Genomic DNA, 17,127 nt, shown 5'->3' on the forward strand with positions numbered 1-17,127 from the left:
GCCCTTTTATGGCTGCAATACAGAAGAAACCAGCAATTGGCTGTAGGCATGCTGCGGGTCGTCAAGCACCTGGTCGGTCAGCCCGGCCTCGACCACACGCGACCGGCGCATCACCAGCAAACGATCGGCCAGCAAGCGCGCCACGGCCAGGTCGTGAGTGACGATCACCACCGATAGCTGCAGTTCTCGCACCAGGCCCCGCAACAGATCGAGCAGGTGCGCCTGTACCGATACATCCAGGCCGCCGGTGGGCTCATCCATGAAGATCAGGCGCGGGCTGGAAACCAGATTGCGCGCAATCTGCAAACGCTGCTGCATGCCTCCTGAAAATGTGCGCGGCAAATCATCGACGCGCTCCGGGTCGATTTCCACATGCGTCAGCCAGTCCAGCGCCGCGCGGCGCAACTGGCCGTAATGGCGCATGCCTTGCGCCATCAGGCGCTCGCCTATATTCGCTCCGGCCGAAACACCCATGCGCAGGCCGTCGCGCGGGTTTTGCTCGACGAACCCCCATTCGGTACGCAGCAAAGTCCGGCGCTGTGCCTCGCTGGCCGTATAAAGATCCATCCATTGAGAGTCGCGGTTGCGGTAGCAGACCTGACCGCGATCCGGCAGGCAGCGCCCCGACAAGGCCCCAAGCAACGTGGATTTTCCAGATCCGGACTCTCCGACAATACCCAGAACTTCGCCCGGATACAGATCGAAAGAGATACCCTGGCAGCCCTTTTCGGGCCCATACAACAAAGTCAGATCGCGCACCGATAAAAGGGCCTCGTCGACATCGCCCACCACCGCGGCCGCCTGTACATGAGCGTTCATTGCATCTCCTCCTGCGCCGTGCGCCGCTGATGACAGTAGTCGGTGTCCGAACACACAAACTGCTTGCTGCCCCTGTCGTCGACAATCAGCTCATCGAGATACGATTCGGCGCTGCCGCACAAGGCGCAGCATTGATCCCATTTCTGGATCTCGAACGGATGATCCTCGAAATCCAGGCTCTCCACCCCGGTATAGGGCGGCACGGCATACAGGCGCTTTTCGCGACCTGCGCCGAACAGCATGAGCGCCGGACTCCTGTGCAGCTTCGGATTGTCGAATTTTGGTATGGGGGATGGATCCATCACATAGCGCCCATCGACCATGACCGGATACGCATAGCTGGTGGCGATATGGCCGAAGGTGGCAATGTCCTCATAAAGCTTGACATGCATCACCCCGTAGTCATTAAGGCCGTGCATGGCACGCGTCTCGGTATCGGATGGCTCGATAAAGCGCAATGGCTCTGGAATAGGCACCTGGTACACCATGATTTGATCCGCGCGCAGGGCCGTTTCCGGTACCCGGTGACGAGTCTGGATGACCGAAGCCTCGACAGTGCGTTCGGTGCTGGCAACGCCCGCCGTCCGGGTGAAGAAACGCCGGATCGACACGGCATTGGTTGTATCGTCGGCCCCCTGGTCTATGACTTTCAGCACATCGTCGCGGCCCAGGATGGCCGCCGTTACTTGCATGCCGCCTGTACCCCAACCATAAGGCAAGGGCATTTCACGGCCGCCAAACGGTACTTGGTAACCGGGAATCGCCACGGCCTTGAGCAGGCCGCGGCGGATCATGCGCTTGGTTTGCTCATCCAGATAGGCAAAGTTGTAGCCCTCGCCCACCGGTTTGATCTCCTGCAGCTGTTCGCTCATGCCTGCTTCTCCTGAAGGCCGGCCGTGCCATCGACGGCAGGTCGGCGCAATTTGCGTATCAGTTCCAGCTCCGATTGGAAATCCACGTAATGCGGCAATTTCAGATGCGACACAAAACCAGCCGCTTCGACGTTATCGCAATGCATCAGCACGAACTCTTCCTGCTGGGCGGGCGACTCAATGTCTTCCTTGTATTCCGGCGCCCGCAGCGCACGATCCACCAGTGCCATGCCCATGGCCTTGCGCTCGGAATAGCCGAAGGCCAGGCCATAACCTCGCGTAAACTGCGGCTCCTGGTCCTGGTTGCCGACGAACTGATTGATCATTTCGCACTCGGTGATTTCGATATCGCCTACAGGCACAGCAAAGCCCAATTCTTCGGGCTCTACCCACACCTCCACCAGTCCTACGCGAATTTCGCCGGCAAATGGGTGATTGCGGCCGTAGCCGCGCTGCGTGGAATAGCCCAGCGCCAGCAGAAAGCCTTCATCGCCCCGCGCCAGCGCCTGTAGACGCTGGGCCCGGTCGGCCGGAAAATCCAGCGGCTCCCGCGTGATATCGGGCACCCGTTCTTGAGCATCGATTTCAGTGGAGATCAAGCCTTCACTGGCCAATATATCCACTACGCGGGGGCAGGGTTCGGGCACAGCCCTTTCGTGCTCGGCCGGCATGGGCGATCCGCCCTCGACGAGCAGGGAAAAATCCAGCAAGCGATGGGTGTAGTCAAAAGTGGGGCCGAGCAGTTGTCCGCCTGGCAGATCCTTGTATGTGGCCGAGATTCGCCGGCTCAGTTCCATGGTCTCGGTCTGCAACGGCACGCTGGCGATAAAGCGCGGCAGGGTTGTGCGATAGGCGCGCAACAGAAATATGGCTTCGAGCAAATCGCCCGCGGCCTGTTTGATGGCCAGCGCTGCCAGTTCTTCGTCATATAAAGAGCCTTCTGCCATGACCCTGGCTACCGCCAGGGGCATCTGCTGGCGAATCTGTGCAATTGCCAGTTCCGGAATCGCAACATCGCCACGGCGCTTTCGGGCCAGCAGCGCATGGGCGTTATCGATGGCCTTTTCGCCACCTTTGACGGCTACGTACATTACAGTACCTCTTGCATGGAATGCAGCACTCGCGTGCTGCGGGGCAGTCCGACCAACATCCGGCCCGCCGTAAAAAACACATCCAACCCCCTGGGGAAAGCATGTGCTGCCTTGCGCTGCTGCCAATAGCCATCGGGAACCGGCAGGCGCACTATCCGCTCGGCGGCAATACCCGGCCCCTGCCATCGCGTCGGTGCGCCCTGCTCCAGATTCTGCAACTGCGCCACCAGAGTGCACGAGCGGTCCGGATCCCGATCGGAGCCTTGGTCGAAAGCGGCCAGATCGTTCAGTTCCTCATCGCCTATCACAGAAAAAACCGCCTGTTCACGCTCGTCCACAATCGGGCAGGCACAATGGAAAGCCAGATTCGCCCGGACCTGAGGCGTATCGAAGGCCGGCGCCAGCCAGACCGGGGTGTCGCCGTCGAACAAGGTCAGGCACAATGCATACGTGGCGGGCTGGAGAATACCCAGCGCCGGCGCATTGCCCAGGCTCTGGATCAAGCCGGGCTCGGACATGGCTTTGAGAGCGGCCCGAAAAGTACGCTGTGATTCCTGCACGGCATCGTGGAAAGCCGGTTCGAGAAAAGTGCCGGCCATCAGCCTTCTCCCCGCACCAAAGTTAGAAATTCGACCTTGGTGGCCGCGCTTTCGGCCGCCCGGGCGGCACGCTGTTCGCCATGGGCCCGGGCAAGCGGATCAATCAGACGCGCCAGCCAATGCGGCTGCTCCGGCCCTTGCAAATGCGCGTCGGCCAGAGCCGCCAACTCGGCATGCCGTTTGTCGCGTCCCGCAATATAGCTGTGGCCTGTGCGGCCATCGGCAAGCCGGACCACACAGCGCGTAATGGTCATCTCACCCAGATTGAATGGGCTGCCGCTTGCACCGATACGCCCGCGCACCAAGGCCATGCCAAGCTCGGGCGCCCGTATGATGCAATACTCGGCCTGCCTCAGTTCCGCGTCATACGCATCCAGGCGCTTGCCGGCACGGGCAAGCACACTCATCCATTGCTGGCGGGCAATCGTATCGGGACTAGAAATCATGACTGGGTTCTCCTTCGGGAATGATTTGGTACTGGAAGCGGTCCGCGCGGCTGATCGAATACGACAACTCGAATGGCGCGCCGTCCGCGTCGCTGGAAAGCGTTTGAACATTCAAGACGGCAGCGCGCTGTGGCATCAACAGCTGCGCCGCGTCTTTTTGGGCCGGCAGCCCCGCTCCGATCAAACTGAACACTCGCTTGAGAAAGACGTTCTGCCCCTCCAGATGCGAGCGCACGGACCCGCCTCGGTATGTTTCAAGCAGGTGTTCCTGGCGTGTCGCAAAGCAATGCCGGATCAGGCTGATGGGCTGCCCTCCCAGCAGGCGCAGCGTATGAAGCTCGATGATGGCTTCATCGCGATTCGGTGCCAGATGCCTGGCCTCCTCCGGACTCGCCTGGCGCCTGTGGCGATGCAGCAAGACCGCCTCGGACTGCAGTCCCATCTTTGTCAGCGCCTTGCTGTAAGTGCTGTGTGCATGCACCGGATAGACGATCGGCCGGGCCAGCACCCGTGCACGGCGGCCTTGCTGCCGCACCACACGCCCCTCGTCCACCAGCACGTCCAAGGCGCGCCGCAAAGTGTGTCGATTGACACTGAAACGATTCGCCAGTTGCGTTTCGGACGGCAAGTCATCGCCTGGCACGCAGTCGTCCAGTTCGTGACGCAATGCATCGGCCAGCTCGATATACCTGGGATCCGACTGTCTAGACAAGTTCATGGTTGCGAGAGGCATCGTCGTGCCCTGGTTCCTAGATAAAGCGCTTGCGCAGCCGCTGCGAAATAATATCTATCGCACTGACTACGGCAATAATGATGATCAGGATCGCGCAGGTCTGATTCATCTGGAAGCCGCGTATCGCCTCCCAGAGGGTTACGCCTATGCCCCCCGCTCCGACCATGCCAACCACGGTGGCCGAGCGTACATTCGATTCGAAGCGATAGAGCGAATACGAGATCCACAAGGGCAAGACCTGCGGGATGACTCCAAAAATGACTTCCTGCAACGCGCTCGATCCTGTGGCTCGAACACCTTCGACCGGCCCCCTGTCTATGGCCTCCACCGCCTCGGCAAACAGCTTGGCCAATACGCCTGTGGTACCGATGAAAAGCGCCATGACTCCCGCAAAAGGACCCAGCCCAACGGCGACCACAAACAACATGGCAAAGACCATTTCATTGATCGAGCGGCAGGCATCCATGACCCGTCGCACCGGCTGGCAAATCCACCAAGGCGAAATATTCTCCGAGCACAAGATACCCAGCGGAACGGAACACACTATGGCCAATGTCGTGCCCCACACCGCAATCTGTACAGTCACCAGCATTTCCGCCAGATACAGACGCCAGTAATGGAAATCGGGAGGGAAAAAATCGGCGGCAAACACCCGCATATTGTTCCCATCGCGCCACAGCATGAGAGGATTCATTTCCGCTCCATGCCACGACCAGGCCAACAGGATTGCCACGAGAAGCCAAACCAACCATTGCCGCCAGTTGCGCTGGCCGCTCAGTTCCGCCGCGGCGTTGGAAGTCAGGGTGGTCATAAATGAGATAGCGCCTATAAGAACTCTGTTGCCGGGCGCAAAGCCGGTGCCTTGCACCCGGGCTAGGCCGGATCGACCTGCTTCCCTGTCTAGCCCGCCTTGGCGGATTTTTCGAGAGAACTGATGCGCGCGGACAATTTATCCAGGCTCGCATCGATTTCTTTCAATTTCCCGGCCTTTTCGCTCGCATCCATATGGGCATCCGCGGTGATGCGGCTGCGTTGCTTGAACAATTCCAGCTGGCGAATCGGCAAAAGCTGATCATCGCCGGACTTGCGGAATTGGCCCCACTGCAGGGATGCCAAAACTTTCTTTTCCTCAGGCGTGGCGCCATATGTCATGAAGAAACTACGGATCTTGCTCTTGGTGTCTTCGGGCAGATTTTTACGCCATACGATGGGGTCGGATGGAATCAGCGGCGACTTCCAGATCACTTTCAGCTGGGCTGCCTTGTCGGGATGCGTCAATTTCAGGCGATCCATTGCTTCTGTATTGAAGGTCGCCACGTCAACCTGCTTGTTGGCGACGCCCAGTCCATTGACCTCGTGGCTGGAATTCAATGTCCGTTTGAAAATCTTGGCTGCGTCCACATGGTTTTTTGCGAAAACGTAATAACTGGGAACCAGATAACCCGATGTCGAATTGGGGTCGCCGTTGCCGAACGAAAGATTCTTGGCGTTTTTCAACATATCCTCGACCGAATTGATCGGGCTGCCTTTATTGACGATCAACAAGCTCCAGTAACCGGGGTCGCCATTGGCAGCCACTGTTTGCGCGAATATTTCACCGCCGGCTCGATCCACAGCCTCCATGGCCGACTTATTGCCATACCAGGCAACATCGACCTTGTTGAAGCGCATGCCCTGAATAATTCCGGCATAGTCCGGAGCAAAGAAGGCATTGATCTTCATGCCGATCTTTTTGCTCATGTCGGCCAGGAAAGGATCCCAGATAGTCTTCAGATTCTGCGAAGACTCGGTCGATATAATGCCGAAATTCAGTTCCTTCAAGTCAGCCGCATGGGGGGCCGTCCCGAATGCCGCCGCGCTAAAAAGAGCGGCACCGAAGAATAATCGCTGCATGGGTCTAAACATGTGAACACTCCTGTGGTATCGCCGGCCTGTCTAGACAGGTCCGGTAAAAAAAATGGCCTGTCTCGCCATTGAGAGATCAGGCCGCAATCAAAGCCATGGAAGGCGCTGACTGCGCCTGCCGTGCCTTGTTCCCGGAAGAAAACAATAAAGAGGTATCCAGGTCCCCACCGTACAGCTCATTCAAAAACTCGCCGTTCAGCGCATTGGTGGAGCCGTCAAAATGAATGCGTCCGGCTTTCAGGGCGAGCACGCGCTCGCAGTAGCGAACGGCATAGTCCACCTGGTGCAAGGTCACCACGACGGTTTTCTTGTCGCTTGCGTTGATATCGGCCAAAATGTCCATGACCTTGCGCGCGGACTCGGGATCGAGCGAAGCAATCGGCTCATCGGCGAGAATCACTTCGGCTTGCTGGCACAGGGCGCGGGCAATCGCCACGCGCTGCTGCTGTCCGCCCGACAAGGTCGAGGCCCGGCGATGCGCATGCTCGATCAGGCCGACGCGCTCCAAGGCGGCCATCGCACGCTCCTTTTCCTCTGCATTGAATAAACCCAGGGATCCGCGCCAGCGTGGCATGCGGCCAAGGCAGCCCAGCAGGACGTTGCCCAGCACGCTGATGCGCCCCACCAGGTTGAACTGCTGGAATATGTAGCCTATGTCGGCGCGCAGGCGGCGCACGCGGCTGTTCAAGCGTCCCTGCGCCTGGACGGATCGCCCCAGGATATTGATCACGCTCGAATCATCGCGGTCGCCGCAGGACAAGCCCGCCAGATGCCGCAACAAGGTTGATTTTCCTGAGCCCGATGCGCCGATCAAGGCAACCATTTCACCGGGCTGAACCGACCAGCCCATATTGAATAAAACCTGCTTGCCATTGAAAGTCTTGTTCAAGCCTTCGACTCGGATGATTGAGTTCATTCGCGTGCTCTCCATAAACCAGGCAAGGTAAACCACCTGCAATGGCAAGCATCTTAGGGAAGGGATGTGACATGGAGATTAATATTGGGCGACGGTTTTATGACAAGGCATAAACTTCACCTCGTGAAGAAGCTGGCCTTGTGGGTTGCTAGTGGGTGCCCGTCATACTCGTTCTTTAGACGCGGGGGTGGTGGCCCAGGCAGGGTGGAGCTCGCATCGTCCGGCCCTGGCTGCGCCAGGACTGCCCGCGGCCGGCACCTGGATCGGGCGGTCGTTCAAATGAGCAACACACTATGGTGTTGCGATTCAATCAAATTTTATTCAGTCGATCGCCGCCTCGGTATGGCTATTGCGTATTGAACAAATTGTCTTGTATCTGCTCGAGGTGCGCGATCATGTGTATCCTCGATTCATTAAGATCTCTGTTCAGCATCGCCTGATAGATCGCCCTATGCTGTTGCCGGTACTGCTGCAGGCGCTCCGGTGTCAGCGATTGCATCTTCAGCCTTCCCCATTCGCCCTCCTCCCTGATGCGATTGGTCAGCTCCAGGATATGCAGGAACATCGAATTATGCGTGGCGAGTGCAAACGAACGATGCAATTCGCCATCCCAGTGCTCGAATTGCTCTATGGTTCCCGCCTGCTCGGATCGAAGCAGGCACTCTTCCATCAGTTTGAAATCGTGCGCATTGGCATTCTTGACTATCAAGGCCGGCATCAGGGGTTCGATCAGCAAGCGCGCCTCCATGAGTTCGGCGGGGCTTGTATAGAGTTTTTGTTCCGGCTGTTTTTCCGGGCTCTGCGACGACACGAACGTGCCGCTGCCTTTGACTTGCGTGATAAGCCCGCGCTCGCGCAATCTGGCCAGAACCCGCCGCACGGTGCCGCGCGAGATTTCGAACTGTTCGCACCATAGCCTTTCCGGAGGCAATCTGGCTCCCGGCACCAGCCGATTGCTGTTCAGCTCATCCATCAGATACTGTTCGAAGGCCTTGATACCGGCAGACATAAAAAACTCACGGGCTGGAAATGATCGTTACAGGAACGCGGTTGAAGCAGCATGCCTGTCAGGCATGCGCTTCGCAAAACCTTTATTCTAGACAAATTTGTTTTCTATGGCACCGATCCCTGCGATTTCCACCCTGACGCAATCGCCTGCCTTGAGGTACACCGGAGGCTTCATGCCCATGCCGACACCCGCGGGAGTGCCTGTTGCAATAATATCGCCCGGGTAGAGCGTGATTCCGCGCGAACATGTTTCAATCAGGGTAGGAATATCGAAGATGAAATCCTGCGTACTGGCGTTCTGCCGCAGTTCGCCGTTAACCGTGCACGATACCTGCACATTGGATGAGTCGATTTCATCGGCCGTAAGCAGCCACGGCCCCATGGGGCAGAATGTGTCGAACGACTTTCCCATGTCCCATTGCTGGTGCCGGATCTGGACGTCGCGTGCGGTGACATCGTTGACTATCGTGTATCCAAAAACATGGCTCATGGCATCTTCACGGCTTATATTTTTACCCTTGACACCAATAACCACGGCAAGCTCGGCCTCGTAATCGATTTGCGACGAAATACCCACCGGCAGCACAACATTATCGAAAGGCCCCACGACGCACTCGGGAACCTTGGTAAACACAATGGGCCACGACGCGACATTTTTATCGTTCTCCTTGAAAACCGAACTGGAGAGTTCCTTGGCGTGGGCATGGTAGTTGCGGCCCACGCAAAATATGTTTCGACGCGGACGCGGAATCGGCGCTTGCAGCGTCACGTCGGCCACGGACACTTCGTCGGCCAAATGTGCCTGAACAAAGGCCTTTAAATTTTCCTGCTCGATCAGGGAAGCAATGCCTTGCGCCGCTATTTCCGCATCCAGCTTCAGTGTGCGGATGCGTTTCAAATCATCGGAAACAAGGCCGACGCCGCGCCGACCCTGGTATTCAAAAGTTGCCAATCTCATTTCCTGACTCTCTCAAAATTAATCTGTTGATACCATTACTTCGACAAACCGTTATTGCGTTTGAATCCGTCGAGCGACTCATCGCATAAAACATCGATCAGCGTACTGGCAAGCACTGCCTGTCGGGATGTTTTGGGAATCCCGATCGTATACACAGTGTCCAGCGCGCAGCTTTGAGGCAGAGGCGCCACCAGCGCAACTCCGGCCGTGTACATGATTTCGGTGATCTGGGTGCACCCCAACGACCACGGCACAGCCGCCGAAGCCATGGCTTTCATTGCCGTGGCGCCGTTCGGATATTCGTGAACCTTGTCCTTGATTTTTTCGAATACATCGAGCTGTTCAAAAACTTTTTTCATATGTATGCCCGCGGTGGATTGCGACATATCCGGCACATAGATGCCGCTGGCGCTCAACAGAGCCTTGGCGAATGACGCATCATCCGCAACAGGCGGAGGCTCGTCCTCTGCGATGACGGCAACACCCGTACCGACAACGCCAAGGTCGCGCACGCTGCCCTCAAGCAGCTTTCCCGCCTGCGACAGCTGATCGATAAGCTTTCGGGACAAGATAATGACATCGCACGGCTCACCGGCCAGCAACTTTTCTTTCATCAGGCCAACAGCGCCAAATTCACCACCTATGCGGCAACCGTTGCGCGCTTCAAACTCGCCCTTCACGCCGTTGAGCAGCCCGAATGCCGCGCCACCGCTTAATAAACAAAGATCCATTTACACAGCCTCCAGAATTTTCCATTGTTCGAATTTCATTGAGCCAGGCCAGGCTCCATCGCCCTGACGACTTCGTCCGGGCTGATAGGCAAATTGCGCACTCGTACACCCAATGCGGCACGCACCGCATTGCCTATTGCTGCCGCGGTCGGCCCTAAAGAGGGTTCGCCGGCCCCGACGGGCGGCCGCCCTGCCCCGGGCAGAATTTCGACGATGACATCCGGGACCTGGCTGAAACGGATGATGGGATAGGTCTCCCAGTCGCCATCGACCAGCCCCTTGGCATCAAACCGCGCCTGTTCGTACAGAGTCCAGGACGTAGCCTGAATGGCGCCGCCTTCAATTTGCTGGATAACGCCTTCCGGGTTGATTACCTCGCCGACATCGACGGCGATAAACAGGCTTTCAACTCGAATCTCATGCGTGACGTTGACTTTGGCAATGACAGCGCAATAGGCGCCACCGGTTTTATAGCGGGCAAAGCCTATGCCCATACCCGTATCGTCATCGTTGATGCGCTCTGGATCAAAGTTCCAGCCCGCCAGGCCTGCCGCCTTGACGAGGACAGCAATGGCGCGCGGATCGCTCAGATTGTCCAGGCGGTATTGCAAAGGATCGCGCCCATATGCGAGCGCGATATCGTCGACCATGGATTCGATCGCAAATACATTGCCAAACGCACCCAATGCGCGCAGTGCCGAACTGCGCAAGGAAATATCGAGCGCCCGGTGGCAAATCAGCGCGCAGTGCGGGAAATCGTAAAGCGGCACAATGTTGCGATCGGCCCCGCCACCGGACGACTGCGGGGCATTTATGGAGGACAGCGCCGGGAAAGCATCTTCCGCATACCAACTGCCTAATAATGTCGGGGTGGCGGCCCGGCCTGGACGCAGGCTATGGCCCGGCCCCCATACGGTGTGCCGCCATTCGACAACCTTGGCGTTTTCATCGACATCCGCCTCGATGCGCACGGACATGGCCGACCCCAGCGGTGACCAATTCAGTTCGTCGGACCGCGACCACTGAACCCGCACAGGCCTGTTATCCGCATGCAGGGATAGCCATGCGGCGTCGTAGGCGACATCGTCGGCGCCGTTATGGCCGTAGCAGCCGGAGCCCGGCACATGCTGAACCTCGACCCGGGATGGCTCCATGCGAAACGCCGCGCAAAGATCCGTTTTTAAATTATGTATGCCCTGGCTGTGGCTCCATACCCTCAGGCCGGTACTGGCCGTGACTTGCGCATAAGCGCAGGATGGGCCTATGGAAGCGTGCTTGATGAACGGCTTGAGGAAATCGCCGCTGAACCACTTTTCGGCGTAAGTTGCAACGGCACCGGAATGCTCCGGCTTGCGTTCGATGACCGTCGTTTCGGATTCCCTGCTTCGCAACCATGCGCTCAACTCACGCTGCGAAGGCAAAGAATCACGCTCGGCCCAGACGGCGGCCCGGGCGATCTGCCGAAGCACGCGTTCGGCGATATATTCCTGCTCGGCAATCACACCTATCAATGAACCATTGCGCACAATCCCCACTATTCCGGGAATACTCCGCCAGTCGGCCAAATCCAGGTCGCCCAACACGGCATAGGGCGAAGGCGGTCTCAGAACCCGGCCATGAACCATGCGCTCCATCGCAAGGTCGTGGATAAAAGGATAGGTGCCTTGAGTTTTCTGCTCCAGGCCGAATGGCCGATAGTTGGTTCCCACATAATCGCGGCGCGTCGACGCCAGCATGGCGTCGGGCATTTCGGCGCGTACATGCAAATCCACCTCGCCCGCTAACTGCCAATACGACCCGCATGCCCGGCCGCCCGACACGAATTCCCCGTTGAGCACCGTCACTGTCGACGGAACCACATTGAATTTACGGGCAGCCGCCTGTACAAATAAATTACGGGTTTGCGCGCACACGGCCCGCAATGAAAGTCCGGAATGCTGAACGGACAAACTGCCCGATGTAATCGACTCATCCGGACTGTATTGTGTACTGGCCGGCACCATGCGCACCGACGCTATATCCACCAACAGTTCATCGGCCACAATCTGCGCCAACGCCGTGACAATGCCCTGGCCCAGTTCCACTTTCCCTGTGTAGGCATCGATGCATCCGTCCCTCGCAAGGGATAGCCAGCCATCGACATACGGATTGTTCTTCAGGCTGACGGGTAGCTGCCCGGCCCCGACTTCATGGGCAGGCGCAAAAGCATTATTCATGTCGAGCCTGATTTAAAAACTCCCTCACGTTCTGCACCGCCCTGACTATTCTCAAATGGGCTCCACAGCGACACAGGTTGCCATCCAGAGCGCCCTTGATTTCCGCATCCGACGGTGCATTGTTGGCCAATAGCAAGCCGGTACAGGCCACTATCATGCCTGAAGTGCAATAGCCGCATTGGGCTGCGCTCTGCCTGACGAACTCGTCCTGGAGCTCTTTTGCCAGGCCGTGAACGGCAATGCCCTCTATAGTTGTGACCTCTTTTCCAGCCACAGACCAGGCCGGCGTATCGCAGGCCGGCACCGGCCTGCGATCGACCAGCACCGTACAGGCTCCGCACAAACCCAATCCACAGCCAAAGTGGCTGCCTTTCAAGCCGAGCTCTTCACGCAGCACATCGAGCAGGCTGCGATTTTCATCGACCTCGAGTTTGAATGGCATCCCGTTGACCTGCAGATCAATGGTATCCGCCTTGCCCATGCTCATATGCTCCGCCGGTAAACCAGGCTATTGAATCGTTATGTGGGCTTCTTTAACAATTTTCCCCAGCCGCTCGACGTCCTCTTCGATATACTTTTTGAACTGGCTCGTGTTCATTACCATGGGCTCCACGCCGTCTTTAGCCCAGGCAGCCTTGATTTCGGGCTCGCCATCGATGGCGCTGACGGCCTTGTTGAGCGTTTCCACAACATCTTTCGGCGTGTCCTTGGGGGCCAGCAGGCCAAGCCAGATATTGGCGTGATAGCCCTTCACACCCGCCTCATTCATAGTGGGCACGTCGGGCAAAATAGAGGAGCGTTTCAGGCCGGTCGTTGCAATGGCATGAACCCGCCCTGCCTTGATGAGGCTATTCATGGTTGCGATGGAGTCGAACATGTAATTCACCTCGCCTCCGACAACGCCGGTTCTTGCCTGGCCGCTGCTTTTGTAAGGCACATGCTGGACCTGAATGCCCGCCATCGACTTGAACAACTCACCGGCAATATGGTAGGGAGTGCCGGTTCCCGAGCTCGCATAGTTCAGTTTTCCAGGCTCGGATTTCGCCATGGCGATCAAGCCCTTGAGGTCTTTAACCTTGACCTTGTCATTTGTCACCAAGACCAGGCTAGCCTGGTTGATCGGTGCCACGGGAGCGAAGTCGCGCAGCAATTGATAGGGCTTTTCTTTCAGCAAAGTTTCGTTCACGGTTTGCGTGTTCGACATCACCAGCAAGGTATAGCCATCGGGTGCGGCTTTGGCGACGAATGTCGTGCCAATCACGGCGCCTGCGCCCGGCTTGTTCTCCACGATAAAGGTTTGACCCAGTTTTTGCTGCAATTTCTGGGCCAGTTGACGCGCATAGACGTCGGCGGAGCCGCCCGCTCCGAAAGGAACAACTATGGTAACCGCATGATTCGGGTATGCATCGGCGGCATGAGCACCCATACCGACAGACATCAAGCCCGCCGTTACCGAAGACAGTATTAATGATTGGATTTTTTTCCCTGGCAGCACTATTTCATCTCCTTTATTGCTTATGAATATATGTTCACGACGGGCGGATTGCAGCGGTCAGGCGGCAGGTTTGCCCACTTGTGAACTCAGTAGCTTGATATCAAAGCTTGATTTATGATGTACAGCTTGTCCGATCAAAAGAGTACCAATAAATACAATTAAAGACAAGATGTTCTATAAAAATAGACCAAAACAAAAATGAAAGAAATCGATTTACATAACGCCCGACATGCCGGAATCGCGACTGGCAGAACGATGCCGGTCCCGGGAAATCAAACAGCAAGCCAAAAAAAAGCCCGCCGAAGCGGGTCTTTTTTGGCAGTAACATCAAACTTATTTCGCTGATTTCTCAATAGCGTGTCCCGCATTTGAAATGTCCTGGCCAGCACCGGCTACCGTATTGGCGCAACCCGCCAGGCCCATGCACGCTAATACAAGCAGTGACAGCAAAGCTTTGAACCGCATTCTCGTCTCCTTGAAAATTGCAATAATTATTTGACAGCCACTTTGAGTTCGCCCAAACCGGCAATCGCCCCCACCATGGTATCGCCAGCCACGACCGGACCGACCCCTTCCGGAGTACCGGTAAAGATGATATCGCCGGCCTTGAGTTCAAACAAGCCGGACAGATAGGAGAGAGACTCCGCCACATTCCAGATCATGGATGAAAGATCGCTGGATTGCTTGGTGGCGCCATTGACCGAAAGCGAAATAGCGCCTTTATCCAGGGTACCTACCTTGCTGCGAGGATGCAAAGGCCCGACCGGCGCGGATTGGTCGAAAGCTTTGCCCACTTCCCAGGGCCGGCCCTGTTTTTTCGCTTCGCCCTGCAGGTCGCGGCGAGTCATATCGAGGCCAATCGCATAGCCCCAGACACAGTTCGCAGCCTCTTCCAGCGACAAATCGCGGCCGCCCTTGTCAAGCGCCACCACGAGTTCGATCTCGTAATGCAAGTTCGACGTTTTCGACGGATACGGCATGGTGCCTGTCTGGCCGTCGGCCACGCATATCAGAGCATCGGCGGGCTTGCAAAAGAAAAAAGGATCTTCACGCCCGGTGAAGCCCATTTCCTTGGCATGTTCAGCATAGTTGCGGCCTACGCAATACACACGGCGCACGGGAAATTGTGCGGCGGCACCGGCCACAGGAATGGCGGCAATCGGTTGCACTGGAACGATGTAATCCATTTTCATCCTTGAACAATAGGTGGGTCTTGAATAAGAGATAAAGCCTATGGGTACAGCAGGAGCGAAACCTGCGAAGCCATTTATTTATTTGGCAGCCTTGGCATAACGCGCAACGCTGTCCTGGATTTCCTTACGGGCGGCATCGACGCCTTCCCAGCCTTTTACCTTGACCCATTTACCTTTTTCAAGATCTTTATAGTGCTCGAAAAAATGCTGGATACGAGCCAGATCTTCAGTAGGCAGATCGTCGGGTTTTTGAATATGGCGATAAGGCGGATACAGCTTGTCGACGGGCAAAGCCAGCAGCTTGGCGTCGCCGCCGGCTTCGTCATCCATCTGCAGAACGCCGATGGCGCGGCAACGGATCACAGCGCCGATTTGAATGGGAAATGGGGCCATGACCAGAACATCGACGGGATCGCCATCGTCGGAAACAGTTTGAGGTATATAGCCATAATTGCACGGGTAATGCATGGCCGTCAGCATGAAACGATCGACAAACACAGCTCCGGATTCTTTGTCGACTTCATATTTGACTGGATCTGCATTCATGGGAATTTCGACTATCACATTGAACTCATCAGGCAGCTTGTTGCCTGCTGGTACTCGATCTAAACTCATGCTTCAACCTTGAAAGAAAACAAAGAAATTAACGATGGTGCGATCCGCCGGTGGATCGATCCGAGGTCTGCGATAAATCCACGCCCGGAATCGGTGCGCTATCGAAATATTCGTCCAGATAGGGCTCGAGCGGATCGACGGCGGATGTTTCGGCGCTGGGCACATAGGATTGAGATCCTGGCGCATCAGCCTCTTCAGGAACATAGCCTGCCGCACTGGCCGCCAGGGGCGCTTCGTCGGCATCCAGCGGGTCGGTGTCAGGGATATTGGCGAAATCGATCAGCGTCGGATCGCCTCGCGTGTCGGCCGCCGGCAAAGCACGGTTGGCAGCCAACACCGGCAGGACACCCGCCACGCCGGACGCCAGGCGCCAATGTTTCATGGCGTCGGCCCGACGTCCGAGACGATCGTACAAATTGCCCAACAGGGCATGAATGCGTACATCGCTGCGAATCTTCATACTGCGCAACAAATAGCGCTCACCCTGCCCCCACAACTGTCCGATCAGGCACAAATTGCCCAGCATGGCCAGCAATGCGGAATCGTCGGGGTGGCTTTTCAGCCAGACTTCCGCCTTGCTCAGACGATGAGCCACCTGTTCGGGTTGGCATTGGGAATAGGCGCTGAGCAGACGCGGCTCTAGCTTGACGTTGATGGCGGCCTCGAGAATTTTGGAAGCCTCGTCGGCATTGCCCGCCGACTCCTGGATTGAAGCGGCGGCCAGGGCAATTTCAGGCAATACGCGCTCTTCGGGTTTGAGATCGCCCCAAACAGTTTTGTAAGCGGCCATGCCGCCATCGTGAAGCCGCGCCGCGGCGGCGGTTTCGATGTACCCGAGAGCCTGGGCCTTGTCGATGACTCCACGACGCAGCAGCAGGCGCGTGAGTTCGTAGACACGATCGTGATTATGCAACTGCCGGTGAGCGCGCAATAACAGGCGTGTGGCATTGATGTAGCGCGAACTGGCATCCTGCAGCGGTTGCAGCAGCACCAGTGCGTCCTGGGGGCGGTTCTGATCCAGGTACATCTCGGCGGCGACAGTGGCCGCGGCTTCCTTCAGCCTGGGTTCGGACCCGGCGTTGTCGCGCGCCAGCCTGAGGGCATCGTCGCGCCGCGTAAACTCGCCCAGCCTATGCGATGCCCGGGCGGCCGCCAGCGCCGCCAGCACCTTGCGGCTGGATGACCTGGACTGCGCCAGTACTTTGGAAAACTCTTTTTCGGCCTGGATATAACGCCCTTCAAGCAAACTGACCCAACCGGTCTCGAGCATATCGTGATCGCGCTTTTGCGCCCGGGCGCCACGCCACAAGCGAAAGCGTTCGGGGCTGGACGTAAACCAGGCCAGAACCCGAATCAGCACGTACATCAGGAAAAAACTCGCCAAAACCAGCAAAATTGCGAAAGTCAGCGAAAGCTCGATGCGCCACGGCTGCGCAATGATCAGGACATTGCCCCCATGTTCGCGCAGCAGCAAAGCCAGGCCGACCGCCAGGGCCAAAACCAGAAAAGTCCAAAACCATGTCCGCATAA

The 17,127-nt window shown here is 57.2% G+C and carries 19 protein-coding genes; all 19 read right to left on the bottom strand.

Annotation, left to right across the window (positions count from 1 at the left end; all coding sequences use genetic code 11):
• Nucleotides 1-6: 6 nt before the first annotated feature.
• Nucleotides 7-819: a phosphonate C-P lyase system protein PhnK gene (gene phnK / locus LSG25_RS03675; protein WP_232743362.1), complete on the bottom strand. Its 813-nt coding sequence runs from the start codon at nucleotides 817-819 to the stop codon at nucleotides 7-9.
• Nucleotides 816-1,691 (bottom strand): alpha-D-ribose 1-methylphosphonate 5-phosphate C-P-lyase PhnJ, encoded by an 876-nt coding sequence (locus LSG25_RS03680; protein WP_232743363.1) that lies wholly within the window; start codon nucleotides 1,689-1,691, stop codon nucleotides 816-818. The genes phnK and LSG25_RS03680 overlap by 4 nt, the downstream gene beginning before the upstream one ends.
• Nucleotides 1,688-2,782: a carbon-phosphorus lyase complex subunit PhnI gene (locus LSG25_RS03685; RefSeq protein WP_232743364.1), complete on the bottom strand. Its 1,095-nt coding sequence runs from the start codon at nucleotides 2,780-2,782 to the stop codon at nucleotides 1,688-1,690. Before LSG25_RS03685 ends, LSG25_RS03680 begins: the two co-directional genes overlap by 4 nt.
• Nucleotides 2,782-3,381 carry a phosphonate C-P lyase system protein PhnH gene (phnH, locus tag LSG25_RS03690; RefSeq protein ID WP_232743365.1) on the bottom strand — a complete coding sequence of 200 codons (600 nt, stop codon included), beginning with the start codon at nucleotides 3,379-3,381 and terminating at the stop codon, nucleotides 2,782-2,784. The genes LSG25_RS03685 and phnH overlap by 1 nt, the downstream gene beginning before the upstream one ends.
• A complete protein-coding gene (gene phnG / locus LSG25_RS03695) occupies nucleotides 3,381-3,827 on the bottom strand; it encodes a phosphonate C-P lyase system protein PhnG (protein WP_232743366.1) in 447 nt (148 codons plus the stop codon). Before phnG ends, phnH begins: the two co-directional genes overlap by 1 nt.
• The gene (locus LSG25_RS03700) at nucleotides 3,817-4,545 is read right to left on the bottom strand and encodes a GntR family transcriptional regulator (RefSeq protein WP_232743367.1); all 729 of its coding nucleotides are present in this window, start codon (nucleotides 4,543-4,545) and stop codon (nucleotides 3,817-3,819) included. The genes phnG and LSG25_RS03700 overlap by 11 nt, the downstream gene beginning before the upstream one ends.
• A 31-nt stretch (nucleotides 4,546-4,576) precedes the next feature.
• Nucleotides 4,577-5,371, bottom strand: coding sequence for a phosphonate ABC transporter, permease protein PhnE (phnE, locus tag LSG25_RS03705; protein ID WP_232743368.1), 795 nt, complete (start codon nucleotides 5,369-5,371; stop codon nucleotides 4,577-4,579).
• An 89-nt stretch (nucleotides 5,372-5,460) separates the two neighbouring features.
• Nucleotides 5,461-6,465: a phosphonate ABC transporter substrate-binding protein gene (gene phnD / locus LSG25_RS03710; RefSeq protein WP_232743369.1), complete on the bottom strand. Its 1,005-nt coding sequence runs from the start codon at nucleotides 6,463-6,465 to the stop codon at nucleotides 5,461-5,463.
• 76 nt (nucleotides 6,466-6,541) lie between these two features.
• Nucleotides 6,542-7,381: a phosphonate ABC transporter ATP-binding protein gene (gene phnC, locus LSG25_RS03715; protein WP_232743370.1), complete on the bottom strand. Its 840-nt coding sequence runs from the start codon at nucleotides 7,379-7,381 to the stop codon at nucleotides 6,542-6,544.
• A 346-nt stretch (nucleotides 7,382-7,727) separates the two neighbouring features.
• Nucleotides 7,728-8,390 carry a FadR/GntR family transcriptional regulator gene (locus LSG25_RS03720; protein ID WP_232743371.1) on the bottom strand — a complete coding sequence of 221 codons (663 nt, stop codon included), beginning with the start codon at nucleotides 8,388-8,390 and terminating at the stop codon, nucleotides 7,728-7,730.
• 87 nt (nucleotides 8,391-8,477) lie between these two features.
• Nucleotides 8,478-9,347 (bottom strand): fumarylacetoacetate hydrolase family protein, encoded by an 870-nt coding sequence (locus LSG25_RS03725; protein WP_232743372.1) that lies wholly within the window; start codon nucleotides 9,345-9,347, stop codon nucleotides 8,478-8,480.
• Between the two features lie 35 nt (nucleotides 9,348-9,382).
• Entirely contained in the window at nucleotides 9,383-10,078 is a 696-nt protein-coding gene (locus LSG25_RS03730) for a substrate-binding domain-containing protein (protein ID WP_232743373.1), read from the bottom strand.
• 35 nt (nucleotides 10,079-10,113) lie between these two features.
• The gene (locus tag LSG25_RS03735) at nucleotides 10,114-12,294 is read right to left on the bottom strand and encodes a xanthine dehydrogenase family protein molybdopterin-binding subunit (protein ID WP_232743374.1); all 2,181 of its coding nucleotides are present in this window, start codon (nucleotides 12,292-12,294) and stop codon (nucleotides 10,114-10,116) included.
• A complete protein-coding gene (locus tag LSG25_RS03740; protein WP_232743375.1) occupies nucleotides 12,287-12,775 on the bottom strand; it encodes a (2Fe-2S)-binding protein in 489 nt (162 codons plus the stop codon). The genes LSG25_RS03735 and LSG25_RS03740 overlap by 8 nt, the downstream gene beginning before the upstream one ends.
• A gap of 27 nt (nucleotides 12,776-12,802) precedes the next feature.
• Nucleotides 12,803-13,732 (bottom strand): tripartite tricarboxylate transporter substrate binding protein, encoded by a 930-nt coding sequence (locus tag LSG25_RS03745; RefSeq protein ID WP_232743376.1) that lies wholly within the window; start codon nucleotides 13,730-13,732, stop codon nucleotides 12,803-12,805.
• Nucleotides 13,733-14,122: 390 nt separating this feature from the next.
• Complete coding sequence (locus LSG25_RS03750) at nucleotides 14,123-14,212, bottom strand: entericidin A/B family lipoprotein (RefSeq protein ID WP_370635991.1); 90 nt, start codon at nucleotides 14,210-14,212, stop codon at nucleotides 14,123-14,125.
• A 68-nt stretch (nucleotides 14,213-14,280) separates the two neighbouring features.
• The gene (locus LSG25_RS03755) at nucleotides 14,281-14,976 is read right to left on the bottom strand and encodes a fumarylacetoacetate hydrolase family protein (RefSeq protein WP_232743378.1); all 696 of its coding nucleotides are present in this window, start codon (nucleotides 14,974-14,976) and stop codon (nucleotides 14,281-14,283) included.
• Nucleotides 14,977-15,060: 84 nt separating this feature from the next.
• On the bottom strand, nucleotides 15,061-15,597 hold the full coding sequence (gene ppa, locus LSG25_RS03760; RefSeq protein ID WP_232743379.1) for an inorganic diphosphatase: 537 nt from the start codon (nucleotides 15,595-15,597) through the stop codon (nucleotides 15,061-15,063).
• Between the two features lie 28 nt (nucleotides 15,598-15,625).
• Nucleotides 15,626-17,125, bottom strand: a complete 1,500-nt coding sequence (locus LSG25_RS03765) for a heme biosynthesis HemY N-terminal domain-containing protein (RefSeq protein ID WP_232743380.1) — start codon at nucleotides 17,123-17,125, stop codon at nucleotides 15,626-15,628.
• Nucleotides 17,126-17,127 lie beyond the last annotated feature (2 nt).

It is taken from the genome of Paralcaligenes sp. KSB-10 (assembly GCF_021266465.1).
Classification (GTDB): domain Bacteria; phylum Pseudomonadota; class Gammaproteobacteria; order Burkholderiales; family Burkholderiaceae_B.

Bases quoted from the DNA above. Each gene is read 5' to 3' on its own strand.
- phnK (WP_232743362.1), bottom strand. From the start codon at position 819: ATGAACGCTCATGTACAGGCGGCCGCGGTGGTGGGCGATGTCGACGAG.
- LSG25_RS03680 (WP_232743363.1), bottom strand. From the start codon at position 1,691: ATGAGCGAACAGCTGCAGGAGATCAAACCGGTGGGCGAGGGCTACAAC.
- LSG25_RS03685 (WP_232743364.1), bottom strand. From the start codon at position 2,782: ATGTACGTAGCCGTCAAAGGTGGCGAAAAGGCCATCGATAACGCCCAT.
- phnH (WP_232743365.1), bottom strand. From the start codon at position 3,381: ATGGCCGGCACTTTTCTCGAACCGGCTTTCCACGATGCCGTGCAGGAA.
- phnG (WP_232743366.1), bottom strand. From the start codon at position 3,827: ATGATTTCTAGTCCCGATACGATTGCCCGCCAGCAATGGATGAGTGTG.
- LSG25_RS03700 (WP_232743367.1), bottom strand. From the start codon at position 4,545: ATGAACTTGTCTAGACAGTCGGATCCCAGGTATATCGAGCTGGCCGAT.
- phnE (WP_232743368.1), bottom strand. From the start codon at position 5,371: ATGACCACCCTGACTTCCAACGCCGCGGCGGAACTGAGCGGCCAGCGC.
- phnD (WP_232743369.1), bottom strand. From the start codon at position 6,465: ATGTTTAGACCCATGCAGCGATTATTCTTCGGTGCCGCTCTTTTTAGC.
- phnC (WP_232743370.1), bottom strand. From the start codon at position 7,381: ATGAACTCAATCATCCGAGTCGAAGGCTTGAACAAGACTTTCAATGGC.
- LSG25_RS03720 (WP_232743371.1), bottom strand. From the start codon at position 8,390: ATGTCTGCCGGTATCAAGGCCTTCGAACAGTATCTGATGGATGAGCTG.
- LSG25_RS03725 (WP_232743372.1), bottom strand. From the start codon at position 9,347: ATGAGATTGGCAACTTTTGAATACCAGGGTCGGCGCGGCGTCGGCCTT.
- LSG25_RS03730 (WP_232743373.1), bottom strand. From the start codon at position 10,078: ATGGATCTTTGTTTATTAAGCGGTGGCGCGGCATTCGGGCTGCTCAAC.
- LSG25_RS03735 (WP_232743374.1), bottom strand. From the start codon at position 12,294: ATGAATAATGCTTTTGCGCCTGCCCATGAAGTCGGGGCCGGGCAGCTA.
- LSG25_RS03740 (WP_232743375.1), bottom strand. From the start codon at position 12,775: ATGGGCAAGGCGGATACCATTGATCTGCAGGTCAACGGGATGCCATTC.
- LSG25_RS03745 (WP_232743376.1), bottom strand. From the start codon at position 13,732: ATGTCTGTCGGTATGGGTGCTCATGCCGCCGATGCATACCCGAATCAT.
- LSG25_RS03750 (WP_370635991.1), bottom strand. From the start codon at position 14,212: ATGGGCCTGGCGGGTTGCGCCAATACGGTAGCCGGTGCTGGCCAGGAC.
- LSG25_RS03755 (WP_232743378.1), bottom strand. From the start codon at position 14,976: ATGGATTACATCGTTCCAGTGCAACCGATTGCCGCCATTCCTGTGGCC.
- ppa (WP_232743379.1), bottom strand. From the start codon at position 15,597: ATGAGTTTAGATCGAGTACCAGCAGGCAACAAGCTGCCTGATGAGTTC.
- LSG25_RS03765 (WP_232743380.1), bottom strand. From the start codon at position 17,125: ATGCGGACATGGTTTTGGACTTTTCTGGTTTTGGCCCTGGCGGTCGGC.